The sequence below is a fragment of the Streptomyces sp. P5F9 genome (assembly GCF_057961495.1).
Window position 1 is genome coordinate 1 of record NZ_JBXVPZ010000218.1, and the last position, 15,836, is coordinate 15,836.

The window sequence follows — 15,836 nt, forward strand, 5'->3', positions numbered from 1 at the left end:
CCACCTGTCAGCCCGGCGCCTTCAACCCGGACGTCACCCAGTCCACCATCGACACCACGATCTGCGTCTCCGGGTGGACCGCGACCGTCCGACCGTCCAGCTCCTACACCACCGCGCTGAAGAAGACGCAGATCGTCGAGTACGGCTACACCGACACCAGCACCTCGGACTACGAGGAGGACCACTTCGTCCCCCTCGAACTCGGCGGCTCCCCCAAGAGCGCGCTGAACCTCTGGCCCGAGCCGGAGTACGGCACCAAGACCGCCGCCAACAAGGACACCGTCGAGAACAAGCTCAAGAAGGCCGTCTGCGCCGGCACCGTCACCCTCACCGACGCCCAGGACGCGATCGTCACCGACTGGACGACCGCGCTGTCCGACCTCGGCCTGAGCTGATCCCCTCGCATGAATCAGGGGCCGGTCTCCTCCCTCGGGAGTAGTCGGCCCCTCTGTGCCCCTTCCAGGGGCCGTGCAGCAGCCGCCATACCGCCGTCATCGAGCAGTCGATCCAGAACCTGAAAGCCTTCGGCACCTTCAGCGGCCCTGCGGTGGTGAAGGCATCCATCCCGCCGAGACCGCCGACACCTCGGCCCACGCCGGCAGCCTGCCCCGCATCACCACCCTGCGGGGGCACGGCTATCGCCTGGAACTCTGACGGGCCGCGGTCGAGCAGCGGCCATGGGCCCGTCAACTGAGATTGCGAGTTAGGGCAGCCTTCCTTAAGCGTCTACAGATCTGTAGACTGCATCTGGTCGTGCCGCTGCTCGTGGGCACCGTTGCCTGCGTGACGACGGTCATGTCGCTTTCACGATGCAGACAGGGGGACGCCGGGTCAGGGACGCTTCCGGACCGCACCACGCCCCAAGACGAGGGCCGGAGCAGCACCCTCTGAGCAGCCCTCCCGTGCAACCGACTCAGCCCGAGCACGGTCGCAGCCGGAGCCGGACCCTTCCACGGTGATGCCATTGCTGACAGCCTCGGCCGCTTTGCTCCCGGTCAACGCGACTCTCGCCTGGGTCCTGGCCGTCCTTCTCGCCGCCGCCGTCGCCGTGGCCGCCCTCGCCAAGCTGACGCCCGATCAGGGCACCAGCCGGGCCAGGGAGATAGTGACCGCCGGCCTGCGCGCGGCCGTCCAACTCGTGCTGGTCTCCGTGGCCATCGGCTGGGTCGCCCACTCCCCCACCGGACTGCCCGTGTTCCTGGCGCTGATGTTCACCGTCGCCGTGCGTACGGCCGGCCGCCGCATCACCTCCGACAGCACGTGGTGGTGGACGGCCGTGCCGATCGCGGCCGGCGTCGTACCCGCTGTCGTGCTGCTGCTGTCCACCGGCCTCGTGCCGGTGACCGGTATCACGATGATCCCGGTCACCGGCATCCTGATCGGCGGCGCGATGACGGCCACGGTCCTGGCCGGACGGCAGAGCCTGGCAGTGCTGAGGCTGCGTCACGGCGAGGTCGAAGCCGCGCTCGCACTGGGCATGATGGATCGCGACGCCAGGGTGGAGATCGCCCGTTCGGCCGCCTCGGAGGCGCTCGTGCCGGGGCTCGACCAGACCCGAACGGTCGGGCTGGTCACACTGCCCGGCGCGTTCGTCGGCATGCTGCTCGGCGGAGCCGACCCCGTCACCGCGGGCGCGGTGCAGTTGTTCGTTCTCGTCGCCCTGATGGCCGTTCAGGCGGTCGCCGTCGCCACCACCCTGGAGCTGATCGCCCGCGCCCGCATCACCGATCCGCCGCGCCATGAGAAGGCACCCGACCCACGTCCCTCGCGGATCCCGTGGCTCACTCCTCGGCGACGGACCAGACCCGAGCAGCCGGGCCGGACGCAAGCTCCGTGAAAGGCGCCTCTCAGCCATGGCGGTCAGGGTCGTGGCGTGGCCGAGCGCCCGCGACCAGGTCGAACTCGGCCTGCTCACCGGCCTCGCCGCCACCGCCACCCCGCTGCTGCGCCGCTACGGCACCGCCCTCGCGGCCACCCGCCCCCTCACGGCAACACCCGCGTGAACGGCCGCGGGCAGGTGGTCACCGACGGCCTGCCCGCCGTATCGGGAGAAGCTCAAGTCCCCCGGCGTGAAGTGCGCGACACGAGAAGGAGCGCGCCGGTGGGTCGCCGGGCCAGACCGGTCAGGGGCCCTCCTCGCCCTGGGCGATCTCCACCTGGTGATGAAAGGCGACGACGCCGGTTGTTCCGGCAGCGACGGACAGGACCGTGCAGGCCACCAGGAGGAACGCGGTCCAGCGCGAGCGGCGCGAGCGACCCTCGGAGGATTCGAGGAGTGCGGTGACGCGCTGCGGAACCGGGCCGGTCGTCGCCGCGGGCGCGAAGTCCGGGCGGGTGGACCGCGCGGCATGGCTGGCCAGAGCGGCGCGGGCGATGGCCGTGGCGATCAGGCGCCGGTCGCCGATGGCGGCGGCAGCGGCCTCGTCGGCGTCCCGCTCGGCGGCGAGCCGAAGGGTGTCGCGGAGGGCGCGCAGCGCGGGGTGGCAGTGGGCGGAGAGTTCGGCGGCGGCCAGGAAGTAGTGGTGGCCGGCTCGGTTGTGGGCGCGTTCATGGGCGAAGAGGGCTTCGCGCTCGGCAGGTCCCAGGCTGCGCAGCATCGCGGTGGTGACGACGATCCGGTGGGGCCGTCCGGGCAAGGCGTACGCGTCCGGATGGGGCGAGTCGACGACGCACAGGTCGCCGGCAGCAGGGCGGCGGTCAGCCTGTGTTCGGGCAGTACGGAAGGCCCGAGTCTGCAGGAAGGCCGAGCGCACGAGGGTCCAGGCGCCGAGGGTGAGCACTCCGGTGGCCGCCGCGGCAGCGGGAAGGACGAGGTAGTCCGAGGGGGTGCGCAGGGGGTGAACCAGTTCACCGAGGGCGGCGAAGGCGGGGAACTTCAGCAGTCCCGTCAGAACCAGGGCGCCGAGGGCTGCGACGCAGGCCCCCGCCAGCGCGAGGGCCGAGGCGGTGAGAACCCACAGCGCGGTGGCGGGGGCCAGGCGGTCGAAGGTTCGGCGGGCCAGTATCGGCGCGAGGAAGGGCAGGACCAACGGTACGAGCAGCAGAGCTGTCATCGTTCGTCACCCTCCAGAAGCCGGCGCAGGAACTCCTCGTCGCCGGGGTTGAGCTGGGCGACGAAACGGGCCAGAACCGTCTCCCGGTCGGCGTCCCGGTCGAGAACGGTGTGCATGCGCCGGGCGGTCAGACCGGGAGCGTCCTGCACGGGAGAGTAGGCGTATCCCCGGCCCTGCCGTTCACGGCTGACGACGCCCTTCTCATGCAGCCGGGTCAATATCGTCGTCACCGTCGTGCGGGCCAGTCCGAAGCCGAGCCCGGTCTGCACCCGCCCCGGCGTGAGCGGGACACCGGCGGTCAACAGCACAGCCATGACGGCGGCTTCGAGCTCACCGGCCGGCCGCCTCTCGTCGGTCATGGGGAACGTCCTCACTCCGCCAACGTCTGCGGTTCGACAGACGGTCTACAAAATTGTAGTCGGTTACCTGGCGCCGCCTACGGACAGGACGAGTGTCGGGCGATGCGGGCGAACGGCTCCCGCTCTCCCCTCACACCAGGACGTGGTCAACGCTCTTCGGCAACCGCCTCCACAGGCGTCGCCTCCAGGGAATCGGCCCGGCGGTGTCGTGATCCGATCATTCCGACGACTCCCGCGAGGAGAATCCCAAGGACGAGGCTGATGGGTCCGGTGCCCAATTGAAGTCCGTCCCCATAAGGGGCGGGTACGGAAAGCCAGTCCGCGACGGAGGCACCCAGGGGGCGGGTAATGGTGTAGGCGAACCAGAATGCCAGGACTTCGTTGAGACGGAACCAGCGATAGCCGGCTGCCGGAATCAGAATGATCCCGAGGAAGACGAAGGACGAGGCCAAGGTGCCGAGTCCCAGGGTGACGGCGGCGAAATCGCCCGCGGCTGTTCCCAGGGCGAAGGTGCACAGCACGGTCAGCCAGTAGAACAGCTCCCGCAGACGGTTGTCGATGCTGTGCACGTCCAGGGTGCGCTGTGTCGCGTACCAGGCGGCGAAGACGCCGGCCTGGACGGCCACCAGCATCAGGGTGGAGGCGTAGAGCGGCATCCCCAGGTCCTTGTTCAGGAAGTCCGCCGACATCGTCCCGAAGATGCTCACGGCCGTCACCGCGAGCCAGTAGACCCACGGGGTGTATCTGGTGGTGGCGAACTGTACGGCCAGGCATACGAGGAGCAGGCCGAGGCCCATGAGCATGGCCGCATGCTGTCCGATGTAGTCGTTGAAGAAGACGTAGTCGGAGAAGGACTCGCCGAATCCGGTGGTGCAGAGTTTCGCGATCCAGAAGATGAGGGTGATCTCCGGCACTTTCATGGCCATGGTCGCTGTTCGTGTTCTCATATCGCGAAGCTAGAAATGCCCCCGGGACCGGCACATCCAACGATGGTGGTCACTTTCCGGCGGATGTAAGACCTTCGATTGATGTCGCTGGGACCGCCCGTCCGTAATGTCGGCGGGGTGAAGCACCTCCAGCCGGCGCACCGACTGTTCCGGGACCGCCCGCCGCTCTCCCTCGTCCTGCTGCTCGGGCCGCCCGTCCTGTGCGCCGTCGCCGCGTCGCACGAGTTGCTCTACAACCGGTCCGGGGTCCTGAACTGGGTGCTGGCGCTCGCGGTGATCTGCCCCCTCCTGCTGCGCCGCCGGGCTCCGGTCGTCGTGTTCTGGTTCTGCTGGGCCGTGGCGATGGTGACCTGGGCACTGGGTACGGTCTCGTTCTCCGGGTTCGCGGTGCTCGTCGCGCTCTACACGGTCGCCGCCCACCGCGGTCTGCGGCACTCGCTCAGCGCCGCGGCCGCCGTCGAACTCGGCGTCGTCCTGGTGGCGGTGCGGTTCGCGCCGGCCGGAAGCATCAACGACGCCTTCGTCATCCTCAGCGGGCTGGCCGCCGCGGCGTTCTTCCTCGGCACCACCGTCCGGGCCCAGCGCCGCTACCTCGCCTCCATCGAGGACCGCGCGCAGCGGCTGGAGCAGGAGCGCGCCCAGCAGGCGCAGCTCGCCGCGGCGGCCGAGCGCGCCCGGATCGCGCGGGAGATGCACGACATCGTCGCCCACGGCCTGGTCGTCGTCGTAGCCCTCTCCGAGGCCGCCGCCGCGACCACGACAACCGATCCACAGGGGGCCCGCGCGAAGATGCTCCAGGCGGCATCGACCGGCCGGCAGTCCCTCACCGGAATGCGCCGACTCCTCGGTGTCCTACGGACGGACGACGACGGCGAACGAGCCCCGCAGCCGGACCTCGGCTCACTCAAGACCCTGGTGGACGAGACCCGCGACACCGGCCTGGACGTACGGCTGACCGAGACCGGCAACCCAAAGACCCTCAGCGCCGAGGCACAGACGACGCTCTACCGGATCCTCCAGGAATCGCTCACGAATGTCGTCAAGCACGCCCGGGACGCCACGACGGTGGACGTCGTCCTGCACTACGACGATGACCTGGCCGGCTTCCGCGTCGCCGACAACGGCAGACCCGCCCCCGGGGACCGCCCGGAAGGAAACACCGGCAACGGACTGACCGGAATGCGGGAACGGGTCACGATGTTCGACGGCCACCTCCGGGCGGGACCCACCCTGTCCGGCTGGACCGTGTCCGGCGAACTGAAGGTGACGGAACCGCGATGACGATCTCCGTCCTCCTCGCCGACGACCAGGCACTCGTCCGCATGGCCTTCCGCAGCCTCCTCGACACCATGCCGGGCATCACTGTCGTCGGCGAAGCCGCCAACGGGAAGGAAGCGGCCGACCTCGCGCGGCGCATGCTGCCGGACGTGGTGCTCATGGACGTACGCATGCCCGTCATGGACGGCATCGAGGCGACCCGGCGCATCACAGCCACCTCGCCCTGCCGCGTCCTCATCCTCACCACCTTCGACCTCGACGAGTACGCCTTCGAGGGCCTCCGCGCCGGAGCCTGCGGATTCCTCCTCAAAGACGTCGTCCCGGCCGTGCTCCAGGCCGCGATCCGCGCCGTGGCCTCCGGCGACGCCGTCCTCACCCCGCGCATCACCCGCGGTCTCGTCGACCGCTTCGCCCAGATCGCCCCCTGGCCCCGCGCCGACGACGCGGGCACACTCTTCGCCCGGCTGACGGCCCGCGAACGGGACGTGTTCCACCTCATCGCCGCGGGCCTGTCCAACGCCGAGATCGCCGGACGTCTCTTCCTCACCGAGGCCACCGTCAAGACCCACATCACCCGCATCCTCACCAAACTGCAGCTCCGCGACCGGGTCCAGGTCGTGATCTTCGCCTACGAACACCAACTGCGCACACACAGCGGACAGCCTGAAGTCCCGCCCTTCTCGTGATCGGTTGTCGGGTTGCGGGCGACGGTGTGCGAGGTTGGCCGGCCGTCAGGGGCCGGCGGATAGGACAACCCCGAATCCAGGCGCGGAACGGCCAGGCGCTCGTCCCGACCTACGGCACTCAGTCGCGGACTACGAAGAGGCATCGCTCCGGGGCAGACCCTGATGGTCCGCCGAGATCCAGGAGAGAGCGCAGCGCCGAGAGGGCCTGCGCGGCGGCGGGAACGAACCGGTCGAGCGTCCGGCGGCGCAGCTGCGGCGCGCGGAGCGGCAGGGCCGGCGGTACGGGCGGCACAGTGGTCATCGCTCGTCACGCTCCAGGAGCCGTCGCAGGAGCCGCTCTTCGCCGGAGCTGAGCTGGGCGACGAAGCGGGCCAGGACCGTCTCCCGGTCGGTGTCCCGGTCGAGTCCGGTGTGCATGCGCCGGGCGGTCAGGCCGGGGACATCCTCCACGGGGAGATAGGCGTAGCCGCGCCCCTGGCGCTCTCGGCTGACGACGCCCTTCTCGCGCAGACGCGCCGGCGTCGTCGCCACCGTCGCCCGGGCCAGGCCGAAGCCGAGTTCGCTCTGCACCCTTCTGCGCCACGAACGTCAGCTCACCGGCGAGCTCTCGCACGAACTGCGCACACCCCTGAGCCGGATCATCGCCGAGCTCGACTGGTGGCAGGCCCACCCCCGCACGCCCGACCAGACCCGCTCCACCCATCAGGTCACCTGGTCATCGGTGACGCCGCCGAGTCCATGCGCACCATCTGCGACACCCTCCTGGACGACGCTCGCGACGGCACCCTCACCGCACCGGGCACGGCCGAGGTCCTGCCCGTACTGCACCACCTCGCCGAATCCCTCGACACGCCAAGCCACTTGACGCTGACCATCGACGGACCCCACCTGACCGCCGGAGTCCCGCCCGCCCTCCTCGAACGCATCGCCAGCCCGCTCCTCACCAACGCCTGCCGCTACGCCCGTTCCAGCGTCGCCGTCCAGGCCTGCCGCGCGTCCGACGGCGTACGAGTTGACATCATCGACGACGGATCGGGCGTACCACCCGCGTTCGCCGGACAGCTCTTCGAACCCGGCCAACGCGCGGATCCCGACGACGGCCACGACGGCGCGGGCCTCGGACTGCCACTGGCGCGCCGCCTCGCCCGCTCCACGAGCACAACCGGACTCCAACCCACGAGCAGCGGATTCAGTCCATCCAGGCGAAGTTGACGCCCCGCCACCCAAAAATGAACGTTTCCGCAGGCCTGGAACCTGCACAAGTGGGGCGGGTGGGACTCGAACCCACGGCCGACGGATTATGAGTCCGCTGCTCTAACCGGCTGAGCTACCGCCCCATTACGGCGCGTCGCGCACATTTGTACGCGCCGTCTGCCGCAGCATAGCCGCTCATACGATCTCCTGCTTCGGATGGTCGACTTCGCACGACCATGAGGACTGCGGCACGTCGCGAGCGGTTCCGGGGGACATGAAAAAGGACCCCAACGGGGTCCTCATCACTGCTTCCTCACTGCGCTCTCCCGACTGGACTCGAACCAGTAACCTGCCGGTTAACAGCCGGCTGCTCTGCCAATTGAGCTACGGAAGACCGAAGCTCCCCCGACTGGACTCGAACCAGTAACCTGCCGGTTAACAGCCGGCTGCTCTGCCAATTGAGCTACAGGGGAATGCCTCGTTGCATCGAACGTACCTCCCTGGGTATTCGCCAGGGGGCGTGTGCTCGCTGCGACACATACATTAGCGCAAGCAGGGGGGTGCTCCGCCAATCGGTTCCCCCGGCACCGATGCCGCGCCTGAGACCCGCGAGGGACTACGCAAGGGAAGGATGGCCGTCATGCGCTACAAGCTCACGTTCGTCGTCGGACTGGCTCTGGGTTACGTGCTGGGCACGCGGGCCGGACGCGAGCGCTACGAGCAGCTGAAGAAGTCGGCACGTCAGGTCGCGCAGAACCCGGCCGTCCGCAACACCGCCGAGACGGCGGCGCAGCAAGGCCGCCAGTACGCGGGCAAGGCGTACCACGCGGTCAGCGACAAGGTCGGCGACCGGGTCCCCGACTCGGTGGCGCAGCGCGTACGGTCCCTGCGTGAGCGCAACGCGAACGGTACGGGCGAGGACGACTGGGGCACCAGCAACACATAGGGAGTCCCGACCCGGCGCCGTCACCTCCCGCAGTACGGCAGAATTTCCGCCATGGGGATAGTCGCCGGGTTGGACAGTTCGCCCGATTTCACTCGTATCGTCGTCTGCGACACGGACACGGGGTCCGTGCTCAGGCAGGGATACGCGCCGCATCCGGTCGAAACCGAGACCGAGGGCGGCGGGCGGCCCTCCGATGTCGATCCACAGGCCTGGCTGTTGTCGCTGGGCGAGGCGGCCGGCGGGGGGCTGCTCGAAGGTGTGCAGGCCATCGGTGTGTCCGCGCAGCAGAACGCGCTCGTGCCGGTGGACTCGCAGGGCAACACCGTGCGGCCCGCGATGGTCGGCGGTGACAAGCGGGCGCAGGTCGCCGCGGCTGATCTGATCGACGCGCTCGGCGGGCGCGAGGCGTGGGCGCAGGCGGTGGGTTCCGTACCGCAGGCCGCTCAGCCCGTCACCAAGCTCCGCTGGCTGAACAGGACCGAGCCCGACAACGCACGGCGTACCACCGCGCTGCTGCAGGCTCATGACTGGCTCGTGTGGCAGCTGCTCGGGCGGCCCGTGCGGAGGACGACCGATCGGGGCGGAGCTTCCGGGACCGGCTACTGGTCCGCCGCCAGCGGGGGTTACCGGCCCGATCTCGTCGAACTCGCCCTCGGCCACCAGGCCATGCTCCCCGAGGTGATCGGTCCTTCGGACGCGGCCGGTACGACCCCGGAGGGCCTGCTGATCTCCGCCGGTACCGGCGAGACCATGGCCGCCGCCTTCGGGCTCGGGATCGGGTTCGGGGACGCGGTCGTGTCGCTCGGCGCCTCCGGGTCCGTGATGGCCGTGCACCACGAGGCGCTCGTCGACCAGAGCGGGATGATCACCTCGCTGGCCGACGCGACCGGGATGCATCTGCCGGTCGTCACCACGCTGAATGCCGTACGGACCCTGCGCGGGGCCGCCGAGCTGCTCGGGCTGCCCGATCTGGAGAGTCTGTCCGAGCTGGCGATGAAGTCCACGCCGGGGGCGCACGGGCTGGTGTTCCTGCCGTATCTGGAAGGTGAGCGGACGCCCAATCTGCCGCACACCGCCGGGACGCTGGCCGGGCTGCGGCGGGAGTCGATGAAGGCGGAGCATCTGGCGCGGGCCGCCTTCGAGGGCATGCTGTGCGGGCTCGCGGACGCGCTGGACGTGCTGCGCGGGCGGGGTGTGGCCGTACGGCGGCTCTTCCTGCTCGGGTCGGCGGCCGAGCTGCCCGCCGTGCAGGCGGCGGCGCCCGCGCTCTTCGGGACGCAGATCGTCGTACCGCAGCCCGCCGACTACGCCGCGATCGGCGCCGCCCGGCAGGCCGCCTGGGCGCTCGGTGTCTCGCAGGGCACCCTCGACCCGCGCAACCCGCCGCCCTGGCAGGGACCGGTCGCCCAGGTCTTCGAGCCCGGTGACGAACTGGCCGTAGGACAGGCCGTGCGTCAGCAGTACGTGTCCGTACGGGAACAGACCCATCCGGGTGCGTTCCGCTCGTAGGTACGGACAATCGTCAGCGCGAAAAGGCACTCAAGGGTGCATAAAGGGTCGTAGCGCACTGCTGTTGGCTTAATCGGTTGAGGTAACGCGGGTGGAGTGTCCGACGATAGGGGCGAGGGGCACACCGCCCGCCCTCCACCCGCCGACTCCGAGAGACCCAGCGTGCTCATACGACTTCTGCGGACCTATCTCAGGCCCTACAGGAAACCCATCCTTCTGCTGGTGCTGCTGCAGTTTCTGCAGACCTGCGCCACCCTCTACCTGCCCACCCTGAACGCGCACATCATCGACAACGGTGTCGTGAAGGGGGACACCGGATACATCCTGTCCTTCGGCGCCCTGATGATCGGGATCTCGCTGGTCCAGGTCGTGTGCAACACGGGTGCCGTCTACTACGGCGCGCGCACCGCGTCCGCCGTCGGCCGGGACATCCGGGGTGCCATCTTCGACCGGGTGCAGTCGTTCTCGGCCCGCGAAGTGGGCCAGTTCGGCGCGCCCTCGCTGATCACCCGGACGACCAATGACGTCCAGCAGGTCCAGATGCTGGCCCTGATGACGTTCACCCTGCTGGTGTCGGCGCCGATCATGTGCGTCGGCGGGATCATCCTGGCGCTCGGTCTGGACGTGCCGCTGTCCGGGGTGCTGATCGCGGTGGTGCCGACGCTGACCGTCTGCGTGACGCTGATCGTGCGCCGGCTGCGGCCGCTGTTCCGGTCGATGCAGGTGCGCCTCGACGCGGTGAACCGGGTGCTGCGCGAGCAGATCACCGGCAACCGCGTGATCCGCGCCTTCGTCCGGGACGAGTACGAGAAGGACCGGTTCCGCAAGGCCAACAGCGATCTCACCGAGATGCAGCTGAAGACCGGCAACCTGCTCGCGCTCATGTTCCCCGTGGTCATGACGACCGTGAACCTGTCGTCGATCGCCGTCGTGTGGTTCGGCGCGCATCGCATCGCGAGCGGCGGGATGCAGATCGGTGATCTGACCGCGTTCCTCGCCTATCTGATGCAGATCGTGATGTCCGTGATGATGGCCACCTTCATGTTCATGATGGTGCCGCGCGCGGAGGTCTGTGCCGAGCGCATCGAGGAGGTCCTCGACACGGAGAGCAGTGTCGTGCCGCCGGTGGCTCCCGTCTTCGAGCTGCGCCGGCACGGGCATCTGGAGGTCCGCGGGGTCGGCTTCTGCTACCCGGGCGCCGAGGAACCCGTACTGAAGTCCATCGATCTGGTGGCCCGCCCGGGCGAGACGACGGCCGTGATCGGCTCGACCGGCAGCGGAAAGTCCACCCTTCTGAGTCTGGTCCCGCGCCTGGTTGACACGACCGACGGCGAGGTCCTCGTCGACGGTGTCGACGTGTCGACCATCGACCCGGTACTGCTGGCCAAGACGGTCGGCCTGGTCCCGCAGAAGCCGTACCTCTTCGCGGGCACCGTCGCGACCAACCTCCGCTACGGCAATCCCGACGCGACGGACGAGGAGTTGTGGCACGCGCTGGAGGTGGCGCAGGCCAAGGGCTTCGTCGAGGGGCTGGAGAACGGACTGGACTCCCCCATCGCGCAGGGCGGCACAAACGTCTCCGGCGGTCAGCGGCAGCGGCTCGCTATCGCGCGGACGCTGGTGCAGCGGCCGGAGATCTACCTCTTCGACGACTCCTTCTCCGCCCTCGACTACGCGACCGACGCGGCGCTGCGGGCGGCGCTCTCGCAGGAGACCGCCGAGGCGACCGTGGTGATCGTGGCGCAGCGGGTGGCGACGATCAGGGACGCGGACCGGATCGTCGTACTCGACGAGGGCCGGGTCGTGGGGACGGGGCGCCATCACGAGTTGATGGCGGACAACGAGACGTATCGGGAGATCGTTCTCTCCCAGCTGACGGAAGCGGAGGCTGCCTGATGGCCGGGCCCATGGGGCGGATGATGGCCGGGACGGGCCCCGACGCCCGTTCGATGGACTTCAAGGTGTCCGGCAAGCGACTGATCGGCCAGTTCAGGCCGGAGCGGCTGACCATCGGCATCCTGCTGGTGTGTGTGGTGCTCAGCGTGGGGCTGAACGTGGTCGGGCCGAAGATCCTCGGCAACGCCACGGACCTGGTCTTCGCGGGCATCATCGGGCGGCAGATGCCGGCCGGGACGACCAAGGCGCAGGCCCTCCAGGCGATGCGCGACCGGGGCCAGGGTTCGGTCGCGGACATGCTGCAGAGCACGGACTTCACCCCGGGCAAGAGCATCGACTTCACCTCGGTGGGTCATGTGCTGCTGCTCGCGCTGGGCACGTTCCTGGTGGCCGGGCTGCTGATGGCGGTGGCGACCCGGATGGTCAACCGGGCGGTCAACCGGACCATGTTCCGGCTGCGCGAGAGCGTGCAGACGAAGATGTCGCGGCTCCCGCTGTCGTACTTCGACAAGCGGCAGCGCGGTGAGGTCCTCTCGCGCGCGACCAACGACATCGACAACATCGGGCAGACCCTCCAGCAGTCGATGGGCCAGCTCATCAACTCGGTGCTCACGATCATCGGCGTCCTCGCGATGATGTTCTGGGTGTCCTGGCTGCTCGCCCTGGTCGCGCTGGTGACCGTACCGCTGTCGTTCCTCGTCGCCACCCGCATCGGCAAGCGCTCGCAGCCGCACTTCGTGCAGCAGTGGCGCTCGACGGGCAAGCTCAACGCGCACGTCGAGGAGATGTACACCGGGCACACCCTGGTGAAGGTCTTCGGCCGCCAGGACGAGTCGGCACAACTCTTCGCCGAGCAGAACGACGCGCTGTACGAGGCGGGCTTCAAGGCGCAGTTCAACAGCGGTGTCATGCAGCCGCTGATGATGTTCGTGTCGAACCTCAACTACGTGCTGGTGGCCGTGGTCGGCGGCCTGCGGGTGGCGTCGGGCTCGTTGTCCATCGGTGACGTGCAGGCCTTCGTCCAGTACTCGCGCCAGTTCTCCATGCCGCTGACGCAGGTCGCGTCGATGGCGAACCTGGTCCAGTCCGGCGTCGCCTCGGCGGAACGGATCTTCGAACTCCTCGACGCGGAGGAGCAGGCGCCGGACCCCATGCCGAGCGAACGCCCCGCCGAACTCCGCGGCCTCGTCGCCCTGGAGCACGTCTCCTTCCGCTACGACCCCGACAAGCCGCTCATCGAGGACCTCTCGCTGACGGTGGAACCGGGCCACACGGTCGCGATCGTGGGCCCCACCGGCGCCGGCAAGACCACCCTCGTCAACCTCCTCATGCGGTTCTACGAGGTCTCCGGCGGGCGCATCACCCTCGACGGCGTCGACATCGCGCGGATGTCCCGGGACGAACTCCGCGCCGGCATCGGCATGGTGCTCCAGGACACCTGGCTGTTCGGCGGCTCCATCGCCGACAACATCGCGTACGGGGCCTCTCGCGAGGTCACCCGGGGCGAGATCGAGGAGGCGGCGCGGGCGGCGCACGCCGACCGGTTCGTCCGTACGCTGCCCGACGGCTACGACACGGTCATCGACGACGAGGGCACGGGCGTCAGCGCCGGTGAGAAGCAGCTCATCACCATCGCGCGGGCGTTCCTGTCCGACCCGACGATCCTGGTCCTCGACGAGGCGACGTCCTCCGTCGACACCCGTACGGAGGTCCTGATCCAGAAGGCCATGGCCAAACTCGCCCATGGCCGCACGTCGTTCGTGATCGCACACCGGCTCTCCACGATCCGGGACGCGGACACGATCCTGGTCATGGAGAACGGCTCCATCGTCGAACAGGGCGCGCATGCGGACCTGTTGGCGGCGGACGGGGCGTATGCGCGGCTGTACAAGGCGCAGTTCGCTCAGGCGGTGGCCGAGGTCGACTAAAAGATCCATAGAGAGTGCCACGAGGGGCCGTCGTGTGGGTGACGGCCCGGTGGGGGCTGGTCGCGCAGTTCCCCGCGCCCCTAAAGGCACCTCGGCTGGGGTCTTTTCAGGGGCGCGGGGAACTGCGCGACCAGCCCCCACCGGGCCGCAGCCGGGATCAATCCAGATAACCCCTCAGCTGATCCGCAAAGGCATGATCCCGCAGCTTGTTCAGCGTCTTGGACTCGATCTGCCGTATCCGTTCCCGAGTCACGCCAAAGATGCGGCCGATCTCCTCCAGCGTGCGTGGGCGGCCGTCCGCCAAGCCGTACCGCAGCTGTACGACCTTCCGCTCCCGCTCCCCCAGCGTCGACAACACCGCTTCAAGGTGCTGCCTGAGGAGGATGAACGCGGCCGACTCCACGGGGCTGGTGGCGTCGCCGTCCTCGATCAGGTCGCCGAGGGCAACGTCGTCCTCCTCCCCCACCGGCGCGTGCAGCGAAACCGGCTCCTGGGCCAGGCGGAGAACCTCGCTGACGCGCTCGGGCGCGAGGTCGAGATGGTCGGCCACCTCTTCCGGCGTCGGCTCGTAGCCGCGCTCCTGGAGCATCCGGCGCTGGACGCGGACGACCCGGTTGATGAGCTCGACGACGTGCACCGGGACGCGAATCGTGCGGGCCTGGTCGGCGAGGGCGCGGGACATGGCCTGGCGGATCCACCAGGTGGCGTAGGTGGAGAACTTGTAGCCGCGGGCGTAGTCGAACTTCTCAACTGCCCTGATCAGGCCGAGGTTTCCCTCCTGGACGAGGTCGAGCATGGTCAGCCCGCGCCCGACGTATCGCTTCGCCACCGACACGACGAGCCGCAGGTTCGCCTCGATCAGGCGGCGCTTGGCCATCCGGCCCATGACGACCAACTTGTCCAGGTCGAGGGCGAGTTGGCTGTCCAGGTCGGTCGCGCCGGCGAGCTTCTCCTCGGCGAACAGGCCGGCCTCGACGCGGCGGGCGAGGTCGACCTCCTCGGCCGCGGTGAGCAGCGGGATGCGGCCGATCTCGCGCAGGTACTGGCGGAACAGGTCCGAGGAGGGCGCGCCGTTGTCGGCGGCGACCCGGCCGCGGGGCCGTACGGCGGGCTCGGGGGCCTCGGCGGTCTCCACCGCTTCGGCCGTCGGTTCTTCGAGCTCGGGCGGGCTCTCCGGGTCCGCGGTTTCGGGGTGGTGCGCGGCACGGCTCTGCGGGGGGACGGTCGCGAGGACATCGGTCTCCGCTTCCGGTTCCGCGCCGTCCGTCGTGCTGGTCTCGGTCTGGTCGAGGGTCTGGGTCTGCACGGGGGCGACCTCCAGGATGATCGCTGCCAGGGGGTACGGCAGCGGTACTTCAGGGGCGGAGTGGGCGGCCTCGCCGCAATCCGTCCCGTACTCGATGAGCGGAACCGCGGGGGTGAAGGACCCGCTGGGAACGGATCGGCCGCGCTCCGAGGACTCAGGCACCGGAACCCAGTGTGGAGTACGACACATCGCCGCCACGAGGGGCGTGCGGTGACTTTTTGAGTCCGTCCCGTGACTACGTGCTCAGAGCGCTGTGGCGCCGTGCACCTGGAGTGCCTGGTCGTACTGCTGAAGTACCCACAACTCGTTCTGTACGGCGGCCAGTTCCGCCGAGTCTCCGTGGCTGCCGAGACGGGTGAGCGTGCCCTGGATGTCGCCGATGCGGCGCACGACGGCTCTTCGGCGGACGGTGACGAGCTGCTCGCCCGCGTAGTTCTCGTCGACCGTGCGGCGCATGATCGCCTCGACGGCCAGCTCGGTGACCATCGCGCGGACCGCGTCGTCCGGTGCCGCCTCGCGGACGCGGACGAGGTAGTCCTGGGGGTCCTGGAGGCCGTACTCGGCGCCGCCCGCCTCGATGATCGCCTCGCGTACGGCGGCGTAGGGCGGGGCGGTGAACTCGTCGACGCCGTACGCGTCGAAGGCCGGGGAGACCAACTCGGGGCGCTGGAGCGCGAGTTTGAGGAGTTCGCGTTCGGTGGCGAAGACCGGGTTGCGCAGGGTGAGGGCGGGGC

Annotated in this window: 14 protein-coding genes, 3 tRNA genes and 3 pseudogenes; 10 read left to right on the plus strand and 10 right to left on the minus strand. The window is 69.3% G+C overall.

Annotated features, from left to right (window positions below):
- The 3 genes from AC31A1_RS29415 to AC31A1_RS29425 form a co-directional block, all read left to right on the plus strand.
- The coding region (locus AC31A1_RS29415; protein ID WP_489656227.1) for a hypothetical protein at nt 1-395 on the plus strand (395 nt) is incomplete at its 5' end.
- A gap of 563 nt (nt 396-958) precedes the next feature.
- On the plus strand, nt 959-1,837 hold the full coding sequence (locus AC31A1_RS29420; protein ID WP_489656228.1) for an ABC transporter permease: 879 nt from the start codon (nt 959-961) through the stop codon (nt 1,835-1,837).
- 16 nt (nt 1,838-1,853) lie between these two features.
- Nucleotides 1,854-2,003, plus strand: a complete 150-nt coding sequence (locus AC31A1_RS29425) for a hypothetical protein (protein ID WP_489656229.1) — start codon at nt 1,854-1,856, stop codon at nt 2,001-2,003.
- Nucleotides 2,004-2,123: 120 nt separating this feature from the next.
- Here AC31A1_RS29425 and AC31A1_RS29430 read toward each other — a convergent pair whose 3' ends face one another.
- The 3 genes from AC31A1_RS29430 to AC31A1_RS29440 form a co-directional block, all read right to left on the minus strand.
- Nucleotides 2,124-3,053, minus strand: a complete 930-nt coding sequence (locus AC31A1_RS29430; RefSeq protein WP_489656230.1) for a M48 family metalloprotease — start codon at nt 3,051-3,053, stop codon at nt 2,124-2,126.
- The gene (locus AC31A1_RS29435) at nt 3,050-3,412 is read right to left on the minus strand and encodes a BlaI/MecI/CopY family transcriptional regulator (RefSeq protein WP_489656231.1); all 363 of its coding nucleotides are present in this window, start codon (nt 3,410-3,412) and stop codon (nt 3,050-3,052) included. Before AC31A1_RS29435 ends, AC31A1_RS29430 begins: the two co-directional genes overlap by 4 nt.
- A 146-nt stretch (nt 3,413-3,558) precedes the next feature.
- The gene (locus AC31A1_RS29440; RefSeq protein ID WP_489656232.1) at nt 3,559-4,359 is read right to left on the minus strand and encodes a COG4705 family protein; all 801 of its coding nucleotides are present in this window, start codon (nt 4,357-4,359) and stop codon (nt 3,559-3,561) included.
- 81 nt (nt 4,360-4,440) lie between these two features.
- Here AC31A1_RS29440 and AC31A1_RS29445 point away from each other — a divergent pair, with 81 nt between their 5' ends.
- Together AC31A1_RS29445 and AC31A1_RS29450 are read left to right on the plus strand one after the other, a co-directional pair.
- On the plus strand, nt 4,441-5,640 hold the full coding sequence (locus AC31A1_RS29445; RefSeq protein WP_489656233.1) for a sensor histidine kinase: 1,200 nt from the start codon (nt 4,441-4,443) through the stop codon (nt 5,638-5,640).
- A complete protein-coding gene (locus tag AC31A1_RS29450; RefSeq protein WP_489656234.1) occupies nt 5,637-6,323 on the plus strand; it encodes a response regulator in 687 nt (228 codons plus the stop codon). Before AC31A1_RS29445 ends, AC31A1_RS29450 begins: the two co-directional genes overlap by 4 nt.
- Before the next feature lie 118 nt (nt 6,324-6,441).
- On the opposite strand, the gene AC31A1_RS29455 is transcribed toward AC31A1_RS29450, so the two are convergent.
- On the minus strand, nt 6,442-6,624 hold the full coding sequence (locus AC31A1_RS29455; RefSeq protein WP_489656235.1) for a hypothetical protein: 183 nt from the start codon (nt 6,622-6,624) through the stop codon (nt 6,442-6,444).
- Nucleotides 6,621-6,896: pseudogene (locus AC31A1_RS29460) on the minus strand (BlaI/MecI/CopY family transcriptional regulator); the annotation flags it as partial. The gene AC31A1_RS29455 and the pseudogene AC31A1_RS29460, both read right to left, overlap by 4 nt.
- Here AC31A1_RS29460 and AC31A1_RS29465 point away from each other — a divergent pair.
- A pseudogene (locus tag AC31A1_RS29465) lies at nt 6,892-7,535 on the plus strand (sensor histidine kinase); the annotation flags it as partial. The pseudogenes AC31A1_RS29460 and AC31A1_RS29465 overlap by 5 nt on opposite strands.
- Before the next feature lie 51 nt (nt 7,536-7,586).
- On the opposite strand, the gene AC31A1_RS29470 reads toward AC31A1_RS29465, so the two are convergent.
- The 3 genes from AC31A1_RS29470 to AC31A1_RS29480 all read right to left on the minus strand — a co-directional run bounded on the left by AC31A1_RS29470 (nt 7,587) and on the right by AC31A1_RS29480 (nt 7,990).
- Nucleotides 7,587-7,660: transfer RNA gene (locus AC31A1_RS29470), tRNA-Ile, on the minus strand.
- A gap of 178 nt (nt 7,661-7,838) precedes the next feature.
- Nucleotides 7,839-7,911: transfer RNA gene (locus AC31A1_RS29475), tRNA-Asn, on the minus strand.
- 6 nt (nt 7,912-7,917) lie between these two features.
- Nucleotides 7,918-7,990, minus strand: a tRNA-Asn gene (locus AC31A1_RS29480).
- 167 nt (nt 7,991-8,157) lie between these two features.
- On the opposite strand from AC31A1_RS29480, the gene AC31A1_RS29485 reads away from it, so the two are divergent.
- The 4 genes from AC31A1_RS29485 (at nt 8,158) to AC31A1_RS29500 (ending at nt 13,796) form a co-directional block, all read left to right on the plus strand.
- The gene (locus tag AC31A1_RS29485) at nt 8,158-8,463 is read left to right on the plus strand and encodes a hypothetical protein (RefSeq protein WP_020684218.1); all 306 of its coding nucleotides are present in this window, start codon (nt 8,158-8,160) and stop codon (nt 8,461-8,463) included.
- A 51-nt stretch (nt 8,464-8,514) separates the two neighbouring features.
- Nucleotides 8,515-9,972 carry a xylulokinase gene (locus AC31A1_RS29490; protein ID WP_393041517.1) on the plus strand — a complete coding sequence of 486 codons (1,458 nt, stop codon included), beginning with the start codon at nt 8,515-8,517 and terminating at the stop codon, nt 9,970-9,972.
- A gap of 162 nt (nt 9,973-10,134) precedes the next feature.
- Complete coding sequence (locus tag AC31A1_RS29495) at nt 10,135-11,868, plus strand: ABC transporter ATP-binding protein (protein ID WP_489656236.1); 1,734 nt, start codon at nt 10,135-10,137, stop codon at nt 11,866-11,868.
- Entirely contained in the window at nt 11,868-13,796 is a 1,929-nt protein-coding gene (locus AC31A1_RS29500; RefSeq protein ID WP_489656237.1) for an ABC transporter ATP-binding protein, read from the plus strand. Before AC31A1_RS29495 ends, AC31A1_RS29500 begins: the two co-directional genes overlap by 1 nt.
- Before the next feature lie 157 nt (nt 13,797-13,953).
- Here AC31A1_RS29500 and AC31A1_RS29505 read toward each other — a convergent pair whose 3' ends face one another.
- The gene (locus AC31A1_RS29505; protein ID WP_489656238.1) at nt 13,954-15,264 is read right to left on the minus strand and encodes an RNA polymerase sigma factor; all 1,311 of its coding nucleotides are present in this window, start codon (nt 15,262-15,264) and stop codon (nt 13,954-13,956) included.
- Between the two features lie 81 nt (nt 15,265-15,345).
- A pseudogene (locus AC31A1_RS29510) lies at nt 15,346-15,836 on the minus strand (DNA primase); the annotation flags it as partial.

Excerpts from the sequence above, each read along its gene's own strand:
- AC31A1_RS29420 (WP_489656228.1), top strand. The coding sequence starts at position 959 with ATGCCATTGCTGACAGCCTCGGCCGCTTTGCTCCCGGTCAACGCGACT.
- AC31A1_RS29425 (WP_489656229.1), top strand. The coding sequence starts at position 1,854 with ATGGCGGTCAGGGTCGTGGCGTGGCCGAGCGCCCGCGACCAGGTCGAA.
- AC31A1_RS29430 (WP_489656230.1), bottom strand. The coding sequence starts at position 3,053 with ATGACAGCTCTGCTGCTCGTACCGTTGGTCCTGCCCTTCCTCGCGCCG.
- AC31A1_RS29435 (WP_489656231.1), bottom strand. The coding sequence starts at position 3,412 with ATGACCGACGAGAGGCGGCCGGCCGGTGAGCTCGAAGCCGCCGTCATG.
- AC31A1_RS29440 (WP_489656232.1), bottom strand. The coding sequence starts at position 4,359 with ATGAGAACACGAACAGCGACCATGGCCATGAAAGTGCCGGAGATCACC.
- AC31A1_RS29445 (WP_489656233.1), top strand. The coding sequence starts at position 4,441 with ATGTCGCTGGGACCGCCCGTCCGTAATGTCGGCGGGGTGAAGCACCTC.
- AC31A1_RS29450 (WP_489656234.1), top strand. The coding sequence starts at position 5,637 with ATGACGATCTCCGTCCTCCTCGCCGACGACCAGGCACTCGTCCGCATG.
- AC31A1_RS29455 (WP_489656235.1), bottom strand. The coding sequence starts at position 6,624 with ATGACCACTGTGCCGCCCGTACCGCCGGCCCTGCCGCTCCGCGCGCCG.
- AC31A1_RS29485 (WP_020684218.1), top strand. The coding sequence starts at position 8,158 with ATGCGCTACAAGCTCACGTTCGTCGTCGGACTGGCTCTGGGTTACGTG.
- AC31A1_RS29490 (WP_393041517.1), top strand. The coding sequence starts at position 8,515 with ATGGGGATAGTCGCCGGGTTGGACAGTTCGCCCGATTTCACTCGTATC.
- AC31A1_RS29500 (WP_489656237.1), top strand. The coding sequence starts at position 11,868 with ATGGCCGGGCCCATGGGGCGGATGATGGCCGGGACGGGCCCCGACGCC.